Origin of the sequence: Rhodovulum iodosum (genome assembly GCF_041020385.1) — a bacterium.
GTDB lineage: Bacteria > Pseudomonadota > Alphaproteobacteria > Rhodobacterales > Rhodobacteraceae > Rhodovulum > Rhodovulum iodosum.
In genome coordinates this window covers 195,156-215,437 of sequence record NZ_JBEHHI010000001.1, presented here as the reverse complement: position 1 = coordinate 215,437, position 20,282 = coordinate 195,156, and the positions used below count along the sequence as shown (strand labels likewise).

Genomic DNA, 20,282 nt, shown 5'->3' with positions numbered 1-20,282 from the left:
CCCGACAGGTCTATCTGATCCGTGGCGGGCTGCAACCGGCCCGCCCTTGCCGAAGATGCCGTTCCCTGTATGTTCCCGCCCATGGACGTCACGATCCTCTGGTTCAAGCGCGATCTGCGCATCCACGACAACCCCGCGCTGGCGTTGGCCGCGGCGGGCGAGGGCGCGGTTCTGCCGCTTTACATCGTCGAGCCCGGCCTCTGGGCGCAGCCCGACGCCTCGGCCCGGCAGTGGCGCTTCGTGGCGGAATGCCTGGAGGGGCTGTCGGGCGCGCTGGCCCGTCTCGGCGCGCCCTTGCTGGTGGAGATGGGCGAGGCGGTCGAGGTGTTGGCGGCGCTGTGCGCCCGGCACGGCGCGCGGCGTATCGTCAGCCACGAGGAAACCGGCAATGGCTGGACCTATGCCCGTGACCGGGCGGTGGCGGCCTGGGCCGGCGCCAACGGGATCGACTGGGTGGAACTGCCCCAGGGCGGCGTTGTGCGCCGCCTGGCCAGCCGGGATGGCTGGGCGCGGACGCGCGACGCCTTCGTGCGCGCGCCCGTCGCGGCGCCGCCCGAGGGGCTGCGCGGGCTGCCGGGTCTCGCCGCCTGCGCGCTGCCCTCGGCGCTGGACCTCGGCCTTGGCTTCGACCCCTGCCCGGGGCGGCAACGGGGCGGACGGGACGCGGCGCAGGAGCGGCTGGACAGCTTCCTCACCCTGCGCGGGCGGGACTATCGCCGCGCCATGTCCTCGCCGCTGTCGGGCGCGGCGGCCTGTTCGCGGCTCTCGCCGCACCTGGCCTTCGGCACGCTGTCGTCCCGCGAGGTGGAGCAGGCGACGGCACGTCGCCGGGCCGAGGTGGGGACAGGCGGCGGCGACGGCTGGCCGGGCAGCCTGAAGAGCTTTTCCGCGCGGTTGGCCTGGCGCGACCATTTCATGCAAAAGCTGGAAAGCGAGCCGGCGCTGGAACAGCGCTGCCTGCACCGCGCCTACGAAGGGCTGCGGCCGCGCACGCCCGACGCCGGCCGGCTGGCGGCGTGGCAGGCCGGCGAGACGGGCCTGCCCTTCGTCGATGCCTGCATGCGCGCGCTGGTCCATACCGGCTGGCTCAATTTCCGGATGCGCTCGATGCTGGTGGCGGTCGCCTCGTATCATTTTTGGCTCGACTGGCGGGCCACCGGCGCCCATCTGGCCCGTCAGTTCACCGATTACGAGCCCGGCATCCACTGGAGCCAGTGCCAGATGCAGTCGGGCACCACGGGCATGAACACCATCCGCATCTACAACCCGCTGAAACAGGGCCACGACCAGGATCCGACGGGCGAATTCACCCGCCGCTGGGTGCCCGAACTGGCCGAGGTGCCCGATGCCTGCCTGCAAGAGCCCTGGCGCTGGTCCGGGGCGGGGCGGCTGCTCGGGCGGGGCTATCCCGCGCCCATCGTCGATGTGGCCAAGGCGGCGAAGGCCGCGCGCGAGGCCGTCTGGGCGGTGCGCGGCCGCGCGGGCTTTGCCGAAGAGGCCGCGCGGGTGGTGGCGAAACATGCGTCGCGCAGGGACAGGGCGGGGCGCTTCGTCAACGACCGGGCGCCCCGGAGGCGCGCGGCCAAATCGCCGCCCGCGCAGCTGAGCCTCGATCTCTGATGGCCCGCATGCGCCGCAAGTGCGACCTGCCCACGAAGGTGTGCGCCGCCTGCGGCCGCCCCTTCGCCTGGCGGCGCAAATGGGCGGCGGACTGGGACGCGGTGTGCTATTGTTCCGACCGCTGCCGGGCCACGGCCCGGCGCCCGAAAAAGCGGCAGGGGCCCGATACGTGAGCCATTGCAGAGGGGTCGTGCGCCCGTTGGGCCTTCATTCCGCCGCATCGTCGCTATATCGTAAAGAGAAATCAGCATGAGGACCCCATGACGCGCCCCAAGGTCGGTATCATCGGCAACCAGTACCTGATCAACGACCAGTACCCCGCCCATGCGGGCGGCACGATGAATGCCGAGGCCGTGGCCGAAGTGTCCGGCGCCCTGCCGCTCTTGATCCCGGCCGATCCGCGCTTCGTCTCGGTGCAGGACCTGTTGGAAAGCTTCGACGGGTTCCTGTTCACCGGGGGGCGGCCCAACGTCCACCCCGAGGAGTACGGCGAACAGGCGACCGACGCCCACGGTGCCTTCGACCGGGCACGCGACGCGATCGCGCTGCCGCTGATCCGGGCGCTGGTCGACCGCGGCCAGCCGTTCTTCGGCATCTGCCGGGGGTTCCAGGAGGTGAACGTGGCGATGGGCGGTTCGCTCTACCCCGAGATCCGCGAGCTTCCGGGGCGGATGAACCACCGCATGCCCCCCGACGGCACGCTGGAGGAAAAATTCGCGCTGCGCCACACCGTGCGCTTTACCGAGGGCGGGCCGTTTCACCGTCTCTTCGGCGCGAGCGAGGTGATGACCAACACGCTGCACGGGCAGGGGATCAAGACGCCGGGCCCGCGGATCGTGATCGACGGCCTGGCCCCGGACGGCACGCCCGAGGCGCTTTACGTAAAGGATGCACCGGGCTTTACCCTCTCGGTGCAGTGGCACCCCGAATACAACGCCGCCTGCGACCCGGTTTCGCGCCCGCTGTTCGAGGCGTTCGGCAAAGCGGTGCGCGCCTGGGCGGCGGGCGCGCGGACCGTGGCGCTGAAAACCGCCTGACGGGGTGCCCGGCGGGGGCCGGGTTTGGGTATTTTCGCCAAGAAGAAACGGGCGCGGTTCAGGCCGCCATCAGCGCGCGCGCCTCGAACCGGCGCAGGCTGGGCCGGACGGCGGGGCCGTAGGTGCCGATATCGCTGCGCAGGTCGGGGAAGAGCGCCAGGAGCTCTTGCCGGGCGGCCGGGGCGATCGCATCGAGCCCGAGCTGGCCGGGATGGAAGCTTTCGCTGCGCGCGCCGTTGGCGAAAACGATCTGGTGGCGGTCGAACAGCAGGTGGACATAGGTGACCTCGCCGCCCGGTTCGGGGCAGACGGCGTGATAGTCGACCAGGTGCTTGGCGGGCACCAGCACCTGGTGGCTGTTGAAGAGAAGCTGCGCCTGGTAGCCCTCGAAGAGCATCCGGTGCTGGGGCGAGACCATCAGGTCGGCATGGTTGTCCATCAGCCCCCTGGCGATGCGGATCGGCGCGAGCTTGCCCTCGGCGGCCACGGTGCGCGCGCCCACCCAGCGGATCGGCTGGGGGCCGGCATCGGCGGTGATCACCAGATCGCCCGGCCGCAGGGTTTCCACCGGGCGCTCGCCCCGCGGGGTGAGGATGCCGGTTCCGGCGGTGAAGCAGATGATCGACTCGATTTCCGAGAAATTGACCAATGTGCCGTCGGTCAGCGTGGCGCTGCCCGACAGCCCCCCCGCCGCGTCGTCGGTATTGGTGTAGGTGACGCTGCCCAGCACCAACAGGCCCTGGAAGTCGAGCGTGTCGCCCAGCGTTTCGTCGTCCTCGCCGCCGACGATGTCGATGGTGCCGGCGCCGGCCTCGCCGTAATCGGCGATGAGGAACATGTCGTCGCCGCCGCCGCCGGTGGCGCTGTCGCCCTGGCCCAGGGTGATCGTGTCGTCGCCCGCGCCGCCGCTCAGCGTGTCGGCCCCGGCGCCGCCGTCGAGCGTGTCGTCGCCCGCGCCGCCGTCGATCAGGTCGTCTCCCGACCCGCCGGTAATCGTGTCGGCCCCGCCGCCTGCGGTGATGTCGAGCCCGACAGTGTCGAGGCTGGCATCGACCGTGTCGTCCTGGTCGGTCAGGATCAGCGCCTCGATTTCCGAGAAGGTGACGCTGTTGGTGCCGTCCGACAGGCTGCCGGCCTCGTCGCCCGTGTAGGCGCCCGTCAGCCCCGTGCCCAGCGCCGAGGCGTCGAGCGTGTCCGCGTCATCGCCCGTCTCGCCGCCCTGTACCGTGTCGGTGCCAAAGCCGTCGGAGACGGTGAAGGTGTCGGCGCCGGCCCCGCCGTAAAGCGTGTCGTCGCCCGCGCCGCCGTCGATGGTGTCGTCGTCGCCGGCGATCGGCACGGTGTCGAACTCGACATCCGTCACCCAGACGCCGGCCGCGCCGGTACCGACGTTTTCGTAATAGACCTCGATGCGCGCCACCGGCCCGGCGATCTCGACCAGCACCGAGCCGCCCACCGCGTCGGTGGCGTCCGCGTTGTCGTCGGCGGTGACGGTGTTGCCCGACAGCGTGTCGGTGCCGCCCAGCGTGAGCGTGACCGGCACCACGTTGCCCTCGGCGTCGTAGGCGTTGACGGTGACGGCATCGCGGTGGTCGTTGGGCTGCCAGTCGACGTCGTTGACGCGGAAGCGGACGTTTTCCACCTCGTCGGCCAGGCCCGAGCCGGTATCGGCCGAGAAGTCGAGGTTGAGCGTGGCGATGCCGCCCGAACCGGTGCCGCTGCCGCTGGCGATCAGGATACTGGAATTGGTGCCGAAACTCTCGCCCGCGCCGACATACATGTTGGCGCTGTCGATCTCGACGAAATCGAGCGACGGCTCGGGGGTGAAGGACACGTCGACCCGGATGTCGCCGGTATCGGCGGTGAAGCCGCCGCTGACATCGCTGCCGTCGGCGCCGTATGCGGTCCAGTTAAGCGTTTCGGTGGTCGATGTCGCGGCGGGCCCGTCGCCGTAGATGGTGTCGGCCCCGGCACCGCCCGAGAGCGTGTCCTGCCCCTCGCCGCCGAAAATCGTGTCGTCGCCTTCGCCGGCTGAAACGGTGTCGTCGCCGCCGCGCCCGTCGATGATGTCGTCAAAGCCCGCACCGCCGCCAGACCCGTCATCGACCTGGTCGCCCTCGGGGTCGCCGGCATAGCTGGCGTCGATCGTGTCAGCGGCCGCGGAGCCGTCGACCACCCGGTCGTATTCGGCGGCCTCGGCGGCGAAATCGGTGTAGTCGAAGCTGGCATCGCCGCCTGCGGCGTCGGGGTTCGAGTTGAAGCTGACCACCTCGTAGGTGCGGCCCTGCACCAACGCCTGTTCCGACAGAAGGTAATCGCCCGCCGCCGCGCCGCCCTCGACATCGAACTGGACGATCTGGAACACCTCGCCGCTGACCGTGTCGCGCACGGACCAGACAAGCTCGGCATCGACTGTGGTGCCTGTGGAGGTGTTGCCGCCCAGGGTGACGTTGGCGGTGGCGGTCTCGCCACCGTTGGAATCGTCGTCGAGCGTGAGGCCCTCGATACCGCTTTCGTTGTCGGTGACGGTGGCGCTGCCATCGAAGGTTGAAGGGCGGGTCCATGTGAAGGTGCCGCCACTGCCGGTGGGGATCAGCGCGGCCGGATTGACCGCATAGAATTCAAGATCGTACGTCGCCACCGCTCACCTGTTCCACACGGGTCCCGACACGTGCGAGACCGGGCACGGGTGCCGGCGCGCATCGCCGGCGTGCCGTGCTTTCCGTCTCCTGCGACCAATTGACTACATGCCAACTGCGGCCAGAGATGGGGGGCAAAGCGGTGACACTGGGGCAAATTCGCGGTCTGCGGCGGCCTGATCCGGCCGCTCAACAGGTCGGGTCGCGGTCGGCAGTCAATTGAAATTCCATGCGGAAATTCATCAGCGCCACGCCCCTGCGGATGACGGTCTGCCGGGCGGTCTCACGCCAGCCGCGCCGCAGGAAGAAGCTGCGCGCGAGGTGGCTGGCCTCGGTCGTCAGAAGGCTCAGCCCGGCGGCGCGCGCACGGGATTCCAGCGCGCCGCACAGCGCGTCGGACACGCCCCGGCCCATGAAGCGCGGGGCGACATAGGCGAAGTCGATATGCCCGTCCGCGCCCATGGTCATGAAACCCGCAATCCGGCCGCGGCGTTCGGCGATCAGCGTCAGGCCCGACAGGAGCTGTGCCTCCCAGTCCGGCGGGGCGTCTGCCGTGGGCGCCCAGGCAGCGCGCTCTTCGGCGGAGTAAAACGCGGCGGCGCCCTGGTGCACGGCGGCATGAAACACGGCATGGCAGGCCGGCCCGTCGCCGGGCCGGGCCGCGCGCAGGCGAACGCCGATCAGGTGACCGCGGCGCGCTGGCGATAGGCTGGATCGTCCCATAGCCGCCCCTCCATCACCTCTTGCAGGATACCCGCGGCATGGCGGATGTCGTCCTCGCCGATGTAAAGCGGCGCGATGCCGAAGCGCATGATGTCGGGCGCCCGGAAATCGCCGATCACGCCGCGGGCGATCAGCGCCTGCATCGCGGCAAAGCCCTCGGCAAAGCGGAACGACACCTGGCTGCCGCGATCGCGATGGACGCGGGGCGTGACCAGCGCCAGCGCCGGGCAGCGCGCCTCGACCTCGGCGATGAAGAGGTCGCCCAACGCCAGTGACCGGGCGCGCAGGGCGGCCATGTCGACCCCGTCCCAGATGTCGAGCGCGGCCTCCAGCGCGGCCATCTGTATCACCGGTGGCGTACCCACCCGCATCCGGTCGATTCCCCGGCCGGCGCGGTAGGCGGGCTCGAAATCGAAGGGCGCGGCATGGCCCAGCCAGCCCGAAAGCGCCGGGCGCGCGGTCTCGGCGTGGCGGGGCGCGACATAGATGAAGGCCGGCGCGCCGGGGCCCGCGTTGAGATACTTGTAGGTGCAGCCTGCGGCGAAATCGGCACCGGTGGCCGCGACGTCCACGGGCAGGGCGCCCGCGGAATGGGCCAGATCCCAGATCGTCAGCGCGCCGGCCGCGTGGGCCGCGCGGGTCAGCCGGGCCATGTCGTGGCGCCGCCCGGTGCGATAGTCGACCTCTGTCAGCATCACCACGGCGACCTCGCCGTCGATGTGATCCTCGACCGTTTCGGGGGCGACGCATTTCAGCTCATGGCCCCGGCCCAATGTCGAAATCAGTCCTTCGGCCATGTAAAGATCGGTCGGAAAGTTGCCGGTATCGCTGAGAACTACCCGCCTGTCGGGCCGCATCTCCAGCGCAGCGGCCAGCGCCTGATAGACCTTGACCGACAGCGTATCGCCCACCACCACCGTGCCCGGTGCCGCGCCGATCAACCGGCCGATCCGGTCGCCCAGGGCGCGCGGCTGGGCCATCCACCCGGCGCGGTTCCAGCCGGTGATGACCATCTCGCCCCATTCCCGTGTCACGGTGCGCGCGACGCGCGCGGCCGCGGCGCGCGGCAGGGGGCCCAACGAATTGCCGTCGAGGTAGATCACTCCCTCGGGCAGGTCGAAGAGCGGGCGTGTGGCGGCGAAATCGGTCATCGGCACATCCTCTGTCCTGCATGGAGTGCCCTTGGCCCGCGCGATCCGCAAGCCCCTGCTGCGATCTCGCCCCTTGCCAAGCGGCGGAGTGCCGCCGATACAGGCGCCCAAGCCGGAGGAGAGACATGCAACGCATTCTGCGCGCCGCGTTCGCGGCCCTTGCCCTTGCCGCCCATCCCGCCCAGGCCCAGGACGACCCGGTCGCCGAGGCGGTGCAGGATTACATGGCTTTCGCACCCTGCGAGGCCGGCCTCGCCCTGCCCGCGCAGCGGGGCGCCGAGATGCTGGCCCGGGCTACATTCGCCGCCCGCCTGTCGGGGCGCGGGCACGTGCCGGTGCTAAAGAACGGGTTTAGCGGCCGGCAGGCGCGAGGGGCCGCGTGAAGGGGCCGCTTCAGACGCTCGTCCACTACCTAGAACTGCCGCCGGTCTGGCTGGCGGTGTTCGCGGCACTTGCGTGGGGGCAGGCGCAGATTTGGCCGATGCAGGTGCTGGGGCTGGCGGGCGACGTGATCGGAACGGCGCTGGTCGCCGCGGGGCTGGGCGTGTCCGGCTTTGCCGCGCTGCAATTTCTTCTGAGCCGCACGTCGCTGATCCCGCGCGAGACGCCGGGCAAGCTGATGACGGGCGGTCTCTATCGCTTTTCGCGTAATCCGATCTATCTGGCCGATGCGGCGATCCTTGTGGGTCTCATCCTGATCTGGGACGCGTTGCCGAGCCTGATCCTGGTGCCGGTCTTCGTGAAGCTGATCGAATGGCGCTTCATACGGGTGGAAGAGGCCTTCATCGCCGAACGTTTCGGCGCCGAGTACGAGGCCTATCGCGCCCGGGTGCGGCGCTGGATTTGACAATGCCGCACCTGCGGCGAGGAAACCGGGAAGATCGGGTTGTGAAACAATATTACGCGGTGGTACTACACAGCGGCCTGAACCGGCGTATCAGTCGTCCGTCGAACGACGCGCGCGCTATAGGGGGAGTAAGTACGTGAAGATCGGGACTCCGAAAGAGATTTTTCCGGGGGAGGCGCGCGTCGCCATGACCCCCGACAGCGCCCTCCAGCTGCAGAAGCTGGGGTATGATTGCGCGATCCAGGCCGGCGCCGGCGCGGCCGCCGGCTTTGCCGATGACGCCTACAGGAAGGCCGGGGTCGAGGTGGTCGACAGTGCCGAGGCGTTGTGGTCCGGCGCCGACATCGTGGCCAAGGTCCGCGAACCCTCCGAAGACGAGGCCAAGCGGCTGAAAAAGGGCCAGACGCTGATCAGCTTTTTCTGGCCGGCGCAGAACGAGGCGATGCTGGAGCTGTGCAAGGCGCAGGGCGCCAACGTGCTGGCCATCGACATGGTGCCGCGCATCTCGCGCGCGCAGAAGATGGACGCGCTGAGCTCCATGGCCAATATCGCCGGCTATCGCGCGGTGATCGAGGCGGGCAACAATTTCGGCCGCTTCTTCACCGGGCAGGTGACCGCCGCCGGCAAGGTGCCGCCCGCCAAGGTGCTGGTCGTGGGCGCCGGCGTGGCCGGGCTTGCCGCCATCGGCACCTCGACCTCGCTGGGCGCGATCACCTACGCCTTCGACGTGCGCCCCGAAGTGGCCGAACAGATCGAATCGATGGGCGCCGAATTCGTCTATCTGGATTTCGAGGAAGAGACCGCCGACGGCTCCGAGACGGGCGGCTACGCCAAACCCTCGAGCCCCGAGTTCCGCGAAAAGCAGCTGGAAAAGTTCCGCGAACTCGCGCCGGACATGGACATCGTGATCACCACCGCGCTGATCCCCGGCCGCCCCGCACCCAAACTGTGGACCGAGGACATGGTCGCAGCGATGAAGCCCGGCTCGGTCGTGATCGACCTCGCGGCCGAAAAGGGCGGCAACTGCGATCTGACCAAGCCCGATGAAAAGGTCGTGTCGGACAACGGCGTGACGATCGTCGGCTACACCGACTTCCCCAGCCGGATGGCCACGCAATCCTCCACGCTCTATTCCACGAACGTCCGCCACATGATGACCGATCTGACGCCCGAGAAGGACGGCAAGATCGTGCACAACATGGAAGACGACGTGATCCGCGGCGCGACGGTCACCTACGAGGGCGAGATCACCTTCCCGCCGCCGCCGCCCAAGGTGAAGGCCATCGCAGCCGCGCCGGCCAAGGAAAAACCCAAGGAGCTGACGCCGGAAGAGCGCAAGGCGCAGGAAATCGCCGCGTTCCGCAAACAGACGCTGACGCAGGTCGGGCTTCTGGCCGTGGGCGGCCTGTCGCTTCTGGGCGTCGGCCTGGTGGCGCCGGCCAGTTTCATGCAGCACTTCATCGTGTTCGTGCTGGCGGTCTTCGTCGGCTTCCAGGTGATCTGGAACGTCAGCCACAGCCTGCACACGCCGCTGATGGCGATCACCAACGCGATCTCGTCGATCATCATCCTGGGTGCCCTGATGCAGATCGGGTCGGGGTCGATCCTGGTGATCGTGCTGGCCGCCGCCGCGGTCTTCATGGCCTCGATCAACATCTTCGGCGGCTTCCTCGTGACACGGCGCATGCTCGCCATGTTCCAGAAATCGTAAAGAGGGGTGGAGACAATGGATTTCGGCTTTACCACAGCGGCCTACGTGGTCGCGGCTGTTCTCTTCATCCTCGCTCTCGGCGGGCTCAGCGGGCAGGAGAAAGCCAAGCGTGCGATCTGGTACGGCATCGTGGGCATGGCGCTGGCGGTGATCGCCACCCTGATCGGGCCGGGGCTGGGGCTGTGGCCGCTGTCGCTGGTGCTGATCGCGGGCGGCGCGGCCATCGGCTACCAGCTGGCCACGCGGGTGCAGATGACCCAGATGCCCGAGCTTGTGGCGATCATGCATTCGCTGGTCGGCCTGGCCGCGGTCTTCGTCGGCTTCAACGCCGATTTCGAACTGGCCCGCGTGATGGCGATGGACGATGCGGCGCGCGAAAGCCTAAAGGGCTTTGCCGCGATCCTCGCCCACAAGACGCCGGTCGAGGTCGGCATCCTGCGGGTCGAGCTGGTGCTGGGCATCTGGATCGGGGCGGTGACCTTCACCGGCTCGGTGATCGCCTACGGCAAGCTCGCGGGCAAGGTGAACAGCGCGGCGAAAAAGCTGCCCGGCGGGCACATTCTGAACGCGACGGCAGCGGCGTTGTCGTTGGCTCTGGCGGTCTGGTACTTCCAGGGCGGCGGCTTCATCGCGCTCTTCCTGCTGACGCTCTGCGCGCTTTTCATCGGGTATCACCTGATCATGGGCATCGGCGGCGCCGACATGCCGGTGGTGGTCTCGATGCTGAACTCGTACTCGGGCTGGGCCGCCGCGGCGATCGGCTTTTCGCTGGGCAATGACCTGCTCATCGTGGTCGGTGCGCTCGTGGGCTCGTCCGGTGCGATCCTCAGCTACATCATGTGCAAGGCGATGAACCGGCATTTCGTCAGCGTGATCCTGGGCGGCTTCGGCGGCACCGGGGGGCCGGCGGCCGATGTCGAGGGCGAGATGGTCTCCGCCGATGCGGAAACCGTGGCCGACGCGCTGGAAGAGGCCGACAGCGTCATCATCGTGCCGGGCTACGGCATGGCGGTGGCGCAGGCGCAGAACTCGGTCTCGGTGCTGACCGAGCATCTGCGCAAGGAAGGCAAGAGCGTGCGCTTTGCCATCCACCCGGTCGCCGGTCGCCTGCCGGGGCACATGAACGTGCTGCTGGCCGAGGCCAAGGTGCCCTATGACATCGTTCTGGAAATGGACGAGATCAACGACGACTTCCCCGACACCGACGTCGTCATCGTCATCGGCTCGAACGACATCGTGAACCCCGCCGCGCAGGACGACCCCAACAGCCCCATCGCCGGCATGCCGGTGCTGGAGGTGTGGAAGGCCAAGCAGGTCTTCGTGTGCAAGCGCGGCCAGGGGACGGGCTATTCGGGCATCGAGAACCCGCTGTTCTTCAAGGACAACACGCGGATGTTCTACGGCGACGCGAAGGCGAGCCTCGACAAGCTGCTGGCGCTGATCCGCTAAGGCCCGCCCGATACCGAAAAGACGCGCCGCCGGTCGCCCCGGCGGCGCGCCTGTTTTGGCGCCCCTCCGCCCCGCCCCGAGCGGCCACTGGACCTCGGCCCGCGCATGGTCCATATGGAAACGAAGCTGAGCGGAGGGCGCCATGGGCATCGTCGACACCATCAAGAAATACGCCACCTGGTGGAACGGCCAGACGGTGGGCACGCGGATCTTCACGTCGCGCCATGGCGTGCAGGTCGGCGAGGACGAGCAGGGCAATGTCTTTTACCAGAACCGCGACGGCAAGCGCCGCTGGGTCATCTACAATGGCGAGGTCGAGGCCAGCCGCGTCTCGCCCGCCTGGCACGGCTGGCTGCACCACACCTTCGACGCCCCGCCGACCGAACAGCCCTTGCCCCGCAAGAGCTGGGAAAAACCCCACGTGCCGAACCTGACCGGCACACCCGAAGCCTATGCGCCCCCGGGTTCGATCCGCCGGCCGCACCCGGTCGAACGGCGCGATTACGAGGCCTGGCAGCCCGAATAAGGTCCGCACATGTCGGAGAACACCACTACCGAGGTCCTGGTCGGGGGCGCCGTTCTGGCGCTTGCGCTGGGCTTTCTCGTCTACGCGTCGAACGCCACAGGCATGCAGAAGAGCAGCGCGGGCAGCTACGAGCTGACCGCGAGCTTCCGGTCGGTCGAGGGCATATCGGTGGGCACGGATGTGCGGCTCGCCGGGGTCAAGATCGGCACGATCACCGATCTGGAACTCAACTCCGCCACCTTCCGCGCCGATGCGCGCTTTACCGTCCGCGAGGGGATCGAGCTGCCCGACGACAGCGCCATCCTGATCTCGTCCGAGGGGCTTCTGGGCGGCAACTACGTTGAAATCCTGCCCGGTGGCTCGCCGTTCAATTTCGAACCCGGCGACGAGATCGAGGATACACAGGGCTCGGTCTCGCTGATCTCGCTGCTGATGAAATTCGTCTCGGGCAGCAGCGAGGGGGACGCGCCGTGATCCGCGCGGGGCTGGCGGCGCTGGCGCTTGCGCTGGCCGGCGGCACGGCGGCGGCGCAGGAGGTGGCCCGCGCGCCGGGCGCGATGCTGCGCGGGCTGGACAAGCTGACCGGCACGCTGACCGACATGCAGCTTTCCACCGGGCAATCGGCCGAGTTGGGCTATCTCACCGTCACGCTGGGCGAATGCCGCTACCCGGTTTCCAACCCCGCCTCGGACGCCTTCGCCTATGTCACGGTGATCGACGACCGCGACGACCGCCCGGTCTTTTCGGGCTGGATGCTGGCCTCCAGCCCGGCGCTGAACGCCCTCGATCACCCGCGCTACGATGTCTGGGTGCTGCGCTGCAACAATTCCTGAGGGGTTGGCACTGCCCCCGGCGCGTTGAAATCGGCGCGCCGCTTCAGGGCGTCCGCGAGGCGGGCGTGATAGGCGTCTCGGCTGATCTCGACCGCGCCCAGGCTTTGCAGGTGGGGCGTCAGGAACTGGGTGTCGAACAGCGTGAACCCCGCCAGCCGCAGCCGGTCGACCAGATAGGCCAGCGCGATCTTCGACGCGTCCCTGCGGCGCGAGAACATGCTTTCCCCGAAGAACGCGGCGCCCAGCGTCACCCCGTAGACACCGCCCACCATCCGCGGCCCGTCCCAGACCTCCATCGAATGGGCATGGCCCATGGAGTGCAGCCGCGTGTAGAGGCGAAAGATCGTGCCGTTGATCCAGGTCTCTTCCCGCGCCGCGCAGCCGGCCACGGTGCCGGCGAAATCGGCGTTGACCCGCATCGTGTAATCGCCCCGGCGGATGCTGCGCCGCAGGCTGCGCGAGATGTGGAACGCGTCCAGCGGGAACACCCCGCGGCGTTCCGGGTGGACCCAGAACAGGGCGTCGTCGTCGCGCGCTTCGGCCATCGGAAAGATGCCGGCGGCATAGGCGTCGAGCAACAGGTCTGGTGTCAGCGCGTCGCGTTCCATCGCTTTCGTCCGGGCGGGCCGGGGCGGCGGCGCGTCAACCGTTCAGCGCGTCTTCCAGCCAGCGTTCCAGCCAGTGAATGTTGTAATTGCCGCTCAGGATGTCGGGCTCTTCCAGCAGCGCCCGGAACAGTGGCACGGTGGTGTCCACCCCGTCGACGATCAGCTCGCCCAGGGCGCGGTTGAGCCGGGCCAGCGCCTCGCCCCGGTCGCGCCCATGGACGATCAGCTTGCCGATCAGGCTGTCGTAATAGGGCGGGATCGTATAGCCCTCATAAAGTGCCGAATCCATCCGCACGCCGAGCCCCCCTGGGGCGTGATAGGCGGTGATGGTGCCGGGGCAGGGGGTGAACTGGGGCACCCGCTCGGCATTGATCCGCACTTCGATGGCGTGGCCGTTCAACACCAGCTCTTCCTGGGTGAAGGACAGCTGATGGCCCTCGGCCACCCGGATCTGCTCGCGCACGAGGTCGACGCCGAAGATCGCCTCGGTCACCGGGTGCTCGACCTGCAGCCGCGTGTTCATCTCGATGAAGTAGAACTCGCCATCCTCGAAAAGGAATTCGATCGTGCCGGCGCCGACATAGTTGATGCGCGCGACCGCGTCGGCGCAGACTTGGCCGATGCGGGCGCGGGTTTCGGCGTCGATCACCGGGCCGGGGGCCTCTTCCAGCACCTTCTGGTGGCGGCGCTGAAGCGAACAGTCGCGCTCGCCCAGATGCACCGCGCGGCCCTTGCCGTCGCCGAAGACCTGGATCTCGATATGCCGCGGGCGGCCGAGATATTTCTCGATATAGACCTCGTCGTTGCCGAAGGCGGCCTTGGCCTCGCCGCGCGCCGTCTGGAAGGCGTGGTCCAGATCGTCGGCGGTTTTCGCCAGCTTCATGCCGCGCCCGCCGCCGCCGGCGGTGGCCTTGATGATGACCGGATAGCCGATATCGGCGGCTACCTTCCGCGCGGTCTGGAGGTCGGGCACGCCGCCGTCCGAGCCGGGCACGCAAGGCACGCCCAGCGCCTTCATCGTCTCCTTGGCGGTGATCTTGTCGCCCATCATGCGGATATGCTCGGCGGTCGGGCCGATGAAGGTCAGGCCGTGATCCTCGACGATCTGCACGAAGCGGGCGTTTTCCGACAGGAACCCGTAGCCGGGGTGGATCGCCTGGGCGCCGGTCACCTCGCAGGCCGAGATGATGGCCGGGATCGACAGGTAGCTCTGCGTTCCGGGGGGCGGGCCGATGCAGACGCTTTCGTCGGCCATGCGCACGTGCATCGCGTCGACATCCGCGGTGGAATGCACCGCGACCGAGCGAATGCCCATCTCGCGGCAGGCACGGACGACGCGCAGCGCGATTTCTCCGCGGTTCGCGATAAGGATTTTGTCGAACATCGCGTGCGCCCTATTCGATGATCATCAGGGGCGCGCCGTATTCCACCGGGGCGCCGTCCTCGACCAGGATACGCTTGACAGTGCCGGCCCGCGGCGCGGGGATGTGGTTCATCGTCTTCATCGCCTCGACGATCAGCAGCGTCTGGCCCTCGGTCACGGTGCTGCCCACCGAAACGAAGGCTTCGGATCCGGGCTCTGGCTGCAGATAGGCGGTGCCGACCATGGGCGAGGTCACCGCGCCGGGGTGCTGGGCGGGATCCTCGACCGGGGCGGCGGGCGCCGGCGCGGCGGGGGTCGGCGCCGCTGCCGGCAGGGGCGCGGCGACCGGCGCGGCCGCGACCGGTGCGGCCCGCGACACCCGCACATCCAGGCTGTCATCTTCGCCGTACTCGCGCTTGACCGACAACTCGGTGAGCTCGTTCACGTTCAGCAGTTCGGCCAGGGCCTGGATGAAGGCAACGTCGTCATCGCGGGAATTCTTGCTCATGCCGTCCTCTCGGTCTGCGGGGCCGCCGTCGGCTGCGGCGAAGTCCCGACCTTATACGTCAGCGCAAAAGGGGAGAAAAGCGGCCATTGCGCGCGGTGCGTGGGGTGGGCAGGCAGCGGGCATCGCTGTGTGCGCGGCTGCGGCGAATCTGCCTAATGCGTCGGAAAAGCGGCAATAACGCGGTATTTTCGAGATGCGGCGAATCAGGTACCGTTGCACGACATTTGGTTAAAGCTGGAGATGCTCTGAAATGAAGAAAATTTCCCTTTCGGTGCTGATTGCACCAATCGCTTTCGCTGCGGTGCCGGCACTTGCGGTGCCGGTCGTGGATGTCGTCGAGGCTCCCACCGGGTTTTTCGCTCCGGGCGAAGCTGAAACATTTGACAGCCCTTATTACCGCAACGCGGATCAGGACTGGGGCTGGACCCATGGTCCGATCGCCGCCGGGTTCACCTCGGCATCGCTGCTGATCAGCGCCTTCGATGTCGACTTCGAAAGCACGTCTTTCCCGCCGGGTGAGCGGGATGAGATCTTCGTCAGGAATGACGGCGTGTTGGAATCGCTTGGCTTCCTCGTGGGCGAAAACGATACCTACGCGTTCACCGAGTTTACCCTCGGCGCCGACCTGTTCGACGACATCGCGGCGGGCCTCGAGGTGTTCATGGACATCGACACCGGCAATGACGGCTGGTTGGTGACCCTCGGCAAGTCGGTCATCACCACCGATGGAGCCAGCCCGCCGCCGCCCACCCCGGGCGAGGTTCCGGTGCCGGCCGCGCTGCCACTTCTGGCCTCTGGCTTCGCGCTGATGTCCGGTCTTGGTTTCGCGCGTCGCCGTCGTAAGGCTTGATTGGCACTCAGTGCCCGGTGCAACAGGTTTGCGGCATCGCCCTTGCGGGTGGTGCCGCGTTCTTTTGGGGCGGCCCATGGGGACCGCGCCATGACGCGGAGCGGAAACGTTTATGGGTTTGATTAAGCCTGCTTCCTATGGCAGCGTTTCGTGAAACGCCCAAGCCAGGGAGCTCAGGCCTTGACCAACACCCAGTTGACGCCCGGCGTCGCGCCCGCGCGTCTGCGTGACGAGGACTACCAGGACAATTTCGCCGACAAGGCGCCGCCGCTCGACACCCACGCCGCGGCGGTGGCGGCCGACCGCTGCTATTTCTGCCACGATGCGCCCTGCATCACGGCTTGTCCCACGGCGATCGACATCCCGCTTTTCATCCGTGAAATCGCCACGGGCGCGCCCGTGGCGGCAGCCCGGACGATTTTCACCCAGAACGTTCTGGGCGGCATGTGCGCCCGGGTCTGCCCGACCGAGATGCTGTGTGAAGAGGCCTGTGTGCGCGAGGTGGCCGAGGGCCGGCCGGTCGAGATCGGGCGGCTGCAACGCTATGCCACCGACACGCTGATGATGCGCGGCGACCATCCGTTCACCCGCGCGCCCGAAACCGGCCGGCGGGTCGCCGTGGTGGGTGCGGGGCCGGCCGGGCTGGCCTGTGCCCATCGCCTGGCGATGAAGGGTCACGAGGTACGGCTTTTCGACGCAAGGCCAAAGCCCGGCGGGCTTAACGAATACGGCATCGCCGCCTACAAGACGGTCAACGATTTCGCCCAGGCCGAGGTCGCCTGGCTGATGGGGATCGGCGGCATCACGGTGGAAAACGGCAAGGCGCTGGGCCGCGACATCTCGCTCGACGCGCTGCGCGAGGGGTATGACGCGGTGTTCCTGGCCATTGGCCTCGGCGGGGTCAACGCGCTGCGGACCGAGGGCGAGGAAAAATCCCACGTCCAGGACGCGGTCGATTTCATCGCCCATCTGCGCCAGGCCGAGGATCTGTCGAAGATCCCCGTCGGCCGCGACGTGGTGGTGATCGGCGGCGGCATGACCGCGGTGGACGCGGCGGTGCAGTCAAAGCTGCTGGGCGCCGAGACGGTGACCATGGTCTACCGCCGCGGCCGCGCCAACATGAGCGCGAGCGGGCGCGAACAGCAGCACGCGGCCTCGAAAGGGGTGCGCATCATCACCGGCGCGGCGCCGTTGCGCATCTTCGGCGAGGGCGCGGTCGAGGCGGTGGAATTCGCCTATACCAACGAAACCGAGGCGGGGCTGGAACTGACCGACAAGACGTTCAAGCTGAAGGCCGACCAGGTGTTCAAGGCCATCGGCCAGGTGCTGGACGGCGCGCCGCAGGGGCTGACGCTCTCGGGCCGCAAGATCGCGGTCACCGGCCCGGGCCGGACCAGTCTCGACGGCGTCTGGGCCGGCGGCGACTGCGCGGCGGGTGGCGATGACCTGACGGTGACGGCGGTGGCCGAGGGGCGCGATGCAGCCGAGGATATCGATGCAATGTTGACGGGCACGGAGGAGAGGGCGCATGGCTGATCTGAGCTGCGATTTCGTCGGGATCAAGTCCCCCAACCCGTTCTGGCTGGCCTCGGCGCCCCCGACCGACAAGGAATACAACGTTCGCCGCGCATTCGAGGCCGGCTGGGGCGGCGTGGTGTGGAAGACGCTGGGCGAGGACGGCCCGCCGGTGGTCAATGTCAACGGCCCGCGCTATGGCGCGATCTGGGGCGCCGACCGGCGGCTCCTGGGGCTCAACAACATCGAATTGATCACCGACCGCCCGCTGGAGGTGAACCTGCGCGAGATCAAGACGGTCAAGCGCGACTACCCCGACCGGGCGATGGTGGTCAGCCTGATGGTGCCCTGCGAGGAAGAGGCGTGGAAGGCGATCCTCGCGCGGGTGGAGGAAACCGGCGCCGACGGGGTCGAGCTGAATTTCGGCTGTCCGCACGGGATGAGCGAGCGCGGTATGGGCTCGGCCGTGGGGCAGGTGCCCGACTATGTCGAGATGGTCACCCGCTGGTGCAAGGCCAACACGCGGATGCCGGTGATCGTCAAGCTGACGCCCAACATCACCGATATCCGGCTGGCCAGCCGCGCGGCCCACAAGGGCGGCGCCGACGCGGTGAGCCTGATCAACACGATCAACTCGATCACCGGGGTCGATCTGGACCAGATGGCGCCCGAGCCGACGATCGACGGCAAGGGCACGCATGGCGGCTATTGCGGCCCGGCGGTCAAACCCATCGCGCTGAACATGGTGGCCGAGATCGCCCGCGACCCCGAAACCGCGGGCCTGCCGATTTCCGGCATCGGCGGCGTGACGACGTGGAAGGATGCGGCCGAGTTCATGGCGCTGGGCGCGGGCAACGTGCAGGTCTGCACCGCGGTGATGACCTATGGCTTCAAGATCGTGCAGGAGATGATCTCGGGGCTCTCGCAATGGATGGACGACAAGGGCCATGCCCAGGTCTCCGACCTTGTCGGGCGCGCGGTGCCCAATGTCACCGACTGGCAATATCTCAACCTCAACTACGTCACCAAGGCGCGCATCGACCAGGCGGCCTGCATCAAGTGCGGGCGCTGCTTTGCGGCCTGCGAGGATACCAGCCACCAGGCGATCACCATGTCGCCCGAGCGCGTGTTCGAGGTGCAGGACGACGAATGCGTGGCCTGCAACCTGTGCGTCAACGTCTGCCCTGTCGAAGACTGCATCACGATGGAGCGCCTGGCCGCCGGCCAGACCGACCCGCGCACCGGCCAGACGGTCAGCGACGATTACGCCAACTGGACGACCCACCCCAACAACCCGGGAACCTGCGCGGCAGAATAGGCGCGATAATCGGCGCGAGGGTGAGCTTTGCACGGCAAGACGCTGAGGCCCTTTGTTTTTACGGCGCTGAATTTCGCGGCGCTCGCGCGCCGTTCCGATGCAGCGCCTTGTCCGCCTGGCGCCGGGCCGGAGGGTATCGGTTGACTGGGCCTTGCCCTCTGCTAGCGTGACCGCGTCCGAAGGGACATTTCTCCTGTTGCTGCGCGCCGCAGTGGCCGCGCTAAAACCCTTGGAGTGCTGCCATGGCGCTTGATCGCAATCCCGTTCCCAATGACCTCTCGGCCTTCTGGATGCCGTTCACCGCGAACCGCCAGTTCAAGAAGGCGCCGCGCATGTTCGTGGGGGCCTCGGGCATGTACTACAAGACCGCCGACGGGCGCGAGGTGCTGGACGGCACCGCCGGTCTGTGGTGCTGCAACGCGGGCCATTGCCGCCCGAAGATCACCGAAGCCATCCAGAAACAGGCGGCCGAGCTCGATTATGCGCCGGCCTTCCAGATGGGCCATCCCAAAGCGTTCGAACTGGCCAGCGCGGTGCGCGACATGGCGCCGGAGGGGATGGAGCATGTCTTTTTCACCAATTCCGGGTCCGAGTCGGTTGAAACCGCTTTGAAGATCGCCATCGCCTATCACCGCGCCCGCGGCGAGGGCAGCCGCACCCGCCTGATCGGGCGCGAGCGGGGCTATCACGGGGTCAATTTCGGCGGCATCTCGGTGGGCGGCATCGTCAATAACCGCAAGATGTTCGGCACGCTGCTGGCCGGCGTCGACCACCTGCCGCACACGCACCTGCCCGAAAACGCCTTTACCCGCGGCCAGCCCGAACATGGCGCGCACCTGGCCGAAGATCTGGAGCGCATCGTCGCGCTGCACGGGGCCGAGACCGTCGCGGCGGTGATCGTGGAACCCATGGCCGGCTCGACCGGCGTCCTGATGCCGCCGAAGGGCTATCTGGAGCGGCTGCGCGAGATCTGCACGAAGCACGGGATCCTCTTGATCTTCGACGAGGTGATCACCGGGTTCGGGCGGCTGGGCTCGGCCTTTGCGGCGGACCATTTCGACGTGATGCCCGACATGATGACCACCGCAAAGGGGCTGACAAACGGGGTGATCCCGATGGGCGCGGTGCTGACCACGCCGGCGATCCACGACGCCTTCATGCAGGGACCCGAGCACCTGATCGAGCTGTTTCACGGCTACACCTATTCGGGAAATCCCATCGCGTCGGCGGCCGGTCTGGCGACGCTGGAAACCTACCGCGAAGAAGGGCTGTTCGAGAACGCCGCATCGCTGGCGCCCTACTGGGAAGACGCGCTGCACAGCCTCAAGGACCTGCCCCACGTCATCGACATCCGCAACATGGGCCTGATCGGCGCGGTCGAGCTGGAGCCCATCGCGGGCGAGCCCACCAAGCGCGCGTTCACCGCCTTCCTGAACGCCTATGACAAGAACCTGCTGATCCGCACCACCGGGGATATCATCGCGCTGAGCCCGCCCTTGATGATCGACAAGGCGCAGATCGACGAGCTGTTCGGAAAGCTGTCGGACGTTCTTAAGGCCCTGGATTAACTTCCCTACGCAAGGC

At 68.0% G+C, this 20,282-nt stretch carries 20 protein-coding genes; 14 read left to right on the top strand and 6 right to left on the bottom strand.

What is annotated here, in order from left to right; all coding sequences use genetic code 11:
* The first annotated feature begins 81 nt into the window (after nt 1-81).
* The 3 genes from Ga0609869_RS01005 to Ga0609869_RS00995 all read left to right on the top strand — a co-directional run bounded on the left by Ga0609869_RS01005 (nt 82) and on the right by Ga0609869_RS00995 (nt 2,657).
* Nucleotides 82-1,620 (top strand): FAD-binding domain-containing protein, encoded by a 1,539-nt coding sequence (locus Ga0609869_RS01005; protein WP_125404295.1) that lies wholly within the window; start codon nt 82-84, stop codon nt 1,618-1,620.
* Entirely contained in the window at nt 1,620-1,793 is a 174-nt protein-coding gene (locus tag Ga0609869_RS01000) for a DUF2256 domain-containing protein (protein WP_125404294.1), read from the top strand. Before Ga0609869_RS01005 ends, Ga0609869_RS01000 begins: the two co-directional genes overlap by 1 nt.
* 87 nt (nt 1,794-1,880) lie before the next feature.
* The gene (locus Ga0609869_RS00995; protein WP_125404293.1) at nt 1,881-2,657 is read left to right on the top strand and encodes a gamma-glutamyl-gamma-aminobutyrate hydrolase family protein; all 777 of its coding nucleotides are present in this window, start codon (nt 1,881-1,883) and stop codon (nt 2,655-2,657) included.
* A gap of 58 nt (nt 2,658-2,715) precedes the next feature.
* Here the strand turns inward: Ga0609869_RS00995 and Ga0609869_RS00990 are convergent, their stop codons facing one another.
* From Ga0609869_RS00990 to kynU, 3 genes are all read right to left on the bottom strand, one after another.
* Nucleotides 2,716-5,298, bottom strand: a complete 2,583-nt coding sequence (locus tag Ga0609869_RS00990) for a Hint domain-containing protein (protein ID WP_125404292.1) — start codon at nt 5,296-5,298, stop codon at nt 2,716-2,718.
* Between the two features lie 187 nt (nt 5,299-5,485).
* The gene (locus Ga0609869_RS00985; RefSeq protein WP_125404291.1) at nt 5,486-6,019 is read right to left on the bottom strand and encodes a GNAT family N-acetyltransferase; all 534 of its coding nucleotides are present in this window, start codon (nt 6,017-6,019) and stop codon (nt 5,486-5,488) included.
* A complete protein-coding gene (kynU, locus tag Ga0609869_RS00980; RefSeq protein WP_125404290.1) occupies nt 5,977-7,170 on the bottom strand; it encodes a kynureninase in 1,194 nt (397 codons plus the stop codon). Before kynU ends, Ga0609869_RS00985 begins: the two co-directional genes overlap by 43 nt.
* Nucleotides 7,171-7,295: 125 nt before the next feature.
* Between kynU and Ga0609869_RS00975 the strand changes: the two genes are divergently transcribed.
* The 7 genes from Ga0609869_RS00975 (at nt 7,296) to Ga0609869_RS00945 (ending at nt 12,536) form a co-directional block, all read left to right on the top strand.
* Nucleotides 7,296-7,553 (top strand): hypothetical protein, encoded by a 258-nt coding sequence (locus Ga0609869_RS00975; protein ID WP_125404289.1) that lies wholly within the window; start codon nt 7,296-7,298, stop codon nt 7,551-7,553.
* The gene (locus Ga0609869_RS00970) at nt 7,550-8,017 is read left to right on the top strand and encodes a methyltransferase family protein (RefSeq protein WP_125404288.1); all 468 of its coding nucleotides are present in this window, start codon (nt 7,550-7,552) and stop codon (nt 8,015-8,017) included. The genes Ga0609869_RS00975 and Ga0609869_RS00970 overlap by 4 nt, the downstream gene beginning before the upstream one ends.
* Nucleotides 8,018-8,153: 136 nt before the next feature.
* Entirely contained in the window at nt 8,154-9,728 is a 1,575-nt protein-coding gene (locus Ga0609869_RS00965; RefSeq protein WP_125404287.1) for a Re/Si-specific NAD(P)(+) transhydrogenase subunit alpha, read from the top strand.
* 15 nt (nt 9,729-9,743) lie between these two features.
* Nucleotides 9,744-11,177: an NAD(P)(+) transhydrogenase (Re/Si-specific) subunit beta gene (locus tag Ga0609869_RS00960; RefSeq protein WP_125404286.1), complete on the top strand. Its 1,434-nt coding sequence runs from the start codon at nt 9,744-9,746 to the stop codon at nt 11,175-11,177.
* A gap of 142 nt (nt 11,178-11,319) precedes the next feature.
* Nucleotides 11,320-11,703, top strand: coding sequence for an NADH:ubiquinone oxidoreductase subunit NDUFA12 (locus Ga0609869_RS00955; RefSeq protein WP_125404285.1), 384 nt, complete (start codon nt 11,320-11,322; stop codon nt 11,701-11,703).
* Nucleotides 11,704-11,712: 9 nt separating this feature from the next.
* Nucleotides 11,713-12,177 (top strand): outer membrane lipid asymmetry maintenance protein MlaD, encoded by a 465-nt coding sequence (gene mlaD / locus Ga0609869_RS00950; protein WP_125404284.1) that lies wholly within the window; start codon nt 11,713-11,715, stop codon nt 12,175-12,177.
* Complete coding sequence (locus Ga0609869_RS00945) at nt 12,174-12,536, top strand: DUF2155 domain-containing protein (RefSeq protein WP_245972196.1); 363 nt, start codon at nt 12,174-12,176, stop codon at nt 12,534-12,536. Before mlaD ends, Ga0609869_RS00945 begins: the two co-directional genes overlap by 4 nt.
* Here the strand turns inward: Ga0609869_RS00945 and aat are convergent.
* The 3 genes from aat to accB are packed head-to-tail and all read right to left on the bottom strand — an operon-like array spanning nt 12,500 to nt 15,015.
* Nucleotides 12,500-13,144, bottom strand: a complete 645-nt coding sequence (gene aat / locus Ga0609869_RS00940) for a leucyl/phenylalanyl-tRNA--protein transferase (RefSeq protein WP_125404283.1) — start codon at nt 13,142-13,144, stop codon at nt 12,500-12,502. The two genes, Ga0609869_RS00945 and aat, sit on opposite strands and share 37 nt — an antisense overlap.
* 34 nt (nt 13,145-13,178) lie before the next feature.
* On the bottom strand, nt 13,179-14,528 hold the full coding sequence (gene accC, locus Ga0609869_RS00935) for an acetyl-CoA carboxylase biotin carboxylase subunit (RefSeq protein WP_125404282.1): 1,350 nt from the start codon (nt 14,526-14,528) through the stop codon (nt 13,179-13,181).
* 10 nt (nt 14,529-14,538) lie between these two features.
* Complete coding sequence (gene accB / locus Ga0609869_RS00930; protein WP_125404281.1) at nt 14,539-15,015, bottom strand: acetyl-CoA carboxylase biotin carboxyl carrier protein; 477 nt, start codon at nt 15,013-15,015, stop codon at nt 14,539-14,541.
* 250 nt (nt 15,016-15,265) lie between these two features.
* On the opposite strand from accB, the gene Ga0609869_RS00925 reads away from it, so the two are divergent.
* The 4 genes from Ga0609869_RS00925 to aptA all read left to right on the top strand — a co-directional run bounded on the left by Ga0609869_RS00925 (nt 15,266) and on the right by aptA (nt 20,266).
* Nucleotides 15,266-15,865, top strand: coding sequence for a hypothetical protein (locus Ga0609869_RS00925; RefSeq protein WP_125404280.1), 600 nt, complete (start codon nt 15,266-15,268; stop codon nt 15,863-15,865).
* A 180-nt stretch (nt 15,866-16,045) separates the two neighbouring features.
* Nucleotides 16,046-17,401: an NAD(P)-dependent oxidoreductase gene (locus tag Ga0609869_RS00920; protein WP_125404279.1), complete on the top strand. Its 1,356-nt coding sequence runs from the start codon at nt 16,046-16,048 to the stop codon at nt 17,399-17,401.
* Nucleotides 17,394-18,698 (top strand): NAD-dependent dihydropyrimidine dehydrogenase subunit PreA, encoded by a 1,305-nt coding sequence (gene preA / locus Ga0609869_RS00915; RefSeq protein WP_125404278.1) that lies wholly within the window; start codon nt 17,394-17,396, stop codon nt 18,696-18,698. The genes Ga0609869_RS00920 and preA overlap by 8 nt, the downstream gene beginning before the upstream one ends.
* Before the next feature lie 242 nt (nt 18,699-18,940).
* Nucleotides 18,941-20,266 carry an omega-aminotransferase AptA gene (aptA, locus tag Ga0609869_RS00910; protein ID WP_125404277.1) on the top strand — a complete coding sequence of 442 codons (1,326 nt, stop codon included), beginning with the start codon at nt 18,941-18,943 and terminating at the stop codon, nt 20,264-20,266.
* Nucleotides 20,267-20,282: the final 16 nt, after the last annotated feature.

What these genes read in the sequence shown, in the direction of transcription:
- Ga0609869_RS01005 (WP_125404295.1), top strand. Translation starts at nt 82, where the DNA reads ATGGACGTCACGATCCTCTGGTTCAAGCGCGATCTGCGCATCCACGAC.
- Ga0609869_RS01000 (WP_125404294.1), top strand. Translation starts at nt 1,620, where the DNA reads ATGGCCCGCATGCGCCGCAAGTGCGACCTGCCCACGAAGGTGTGCGCC.
- Ga0609869_RS00995 (WP_125404293.1), top strand. Translation starts at nt 1,881, where the DNA reads ATGACGCGCCCCAAGGTCGGTATCATCGGCAACCAGTACCTGATCAAC.
- Ga0609869_RS00985 (WP_125404291.1), bottom strand. Translation starts at nt 6,019, where the DNA reads ATGGGACGATCCAGCCTATCGCCAGCGCGCCGCGGTCACCTGATCGGC.
- kynU (WP_125404290.1), bottom strand. Translation starts at nt 7,170, where the DNA reads ATGACCGATTTCGCCGCCACACGCCCGCTCTTCGACCTGCCCGAGGGA.
- Ga0609869_RS00975 (WP_125404289.1), top strand. Translation starts at nt 7,296, where the DNA reads ATGCAACGCATTCTGCGCGCCGCGTTCGCGGCCCTTGCCCTTGCCGCC.
- Ga0609869_RS00960 (WP_125404286.1), top strand. Translation starts at nt 9,744, where the DNA reads ATGGATTTCGGCTTTACCACAGCGGCCTACGTGGTCGCGGCTGTTCTC.
- Ga0609869_RS00955 (WP_125404285.1), top strand. Translation starts at nt 11,320, where the DNA reads ATGGGCATCGTCGACACCATCAAGAAATACGCCACCTGGTGGAACGGC.
- mlaD (WP_125404284.1), top strand. Translation starts at nt 11,713, where the DNA reads ATGTCGGAGAACACCACTACCGAGGTCCTGGTCGGGGGCGCCGTTCTG.
- aat (WP_125404283.1), bottom strand. Translation starts at nt 13,144, where the DNA reads ATGGAACGCGACGCGCTGACACCAGACCTGTTGCTCGACGCCTATGCC.
- accC (WP_125404282.1), bottom strand. Translation starts at nt 14,528, where the DNA reads ATGTTCGACAAAATCCTTATCGCGAACCGCGGAGAAATCGCGCTGCGC.
- accB (WP_125404281.1), bottom strand. Translation starts at nt 15,015, where the DNA reads ATGAGCAAGAATTCCCGCGATGACGACGTTGCCTTCATCCAGGCCCTG.
- Ga0609869_RS00925 (WP_125404280.1), top strand. Translation starts at nt 15,266, where the DNA reads ATGAAGAAAATTTCCCTTTCGGTGCTGATTGCACCAATCGCTTTCGCT.
- preA (WP_125404278.1), top strand. Translation starts at nt 17,394, where the DNA reads ATGGCTGATCTGAGCTGCGATTTCGTCGGGATCAAGTCCCCCAACCCG.
- aptA (WP_125404277.1), top strand. Translation starts at nt 18,941, where the DNA reads ATGGCGCTTGATCGCAATCCCGTTCCCAATGACCTCTCGGCCTTCTGG.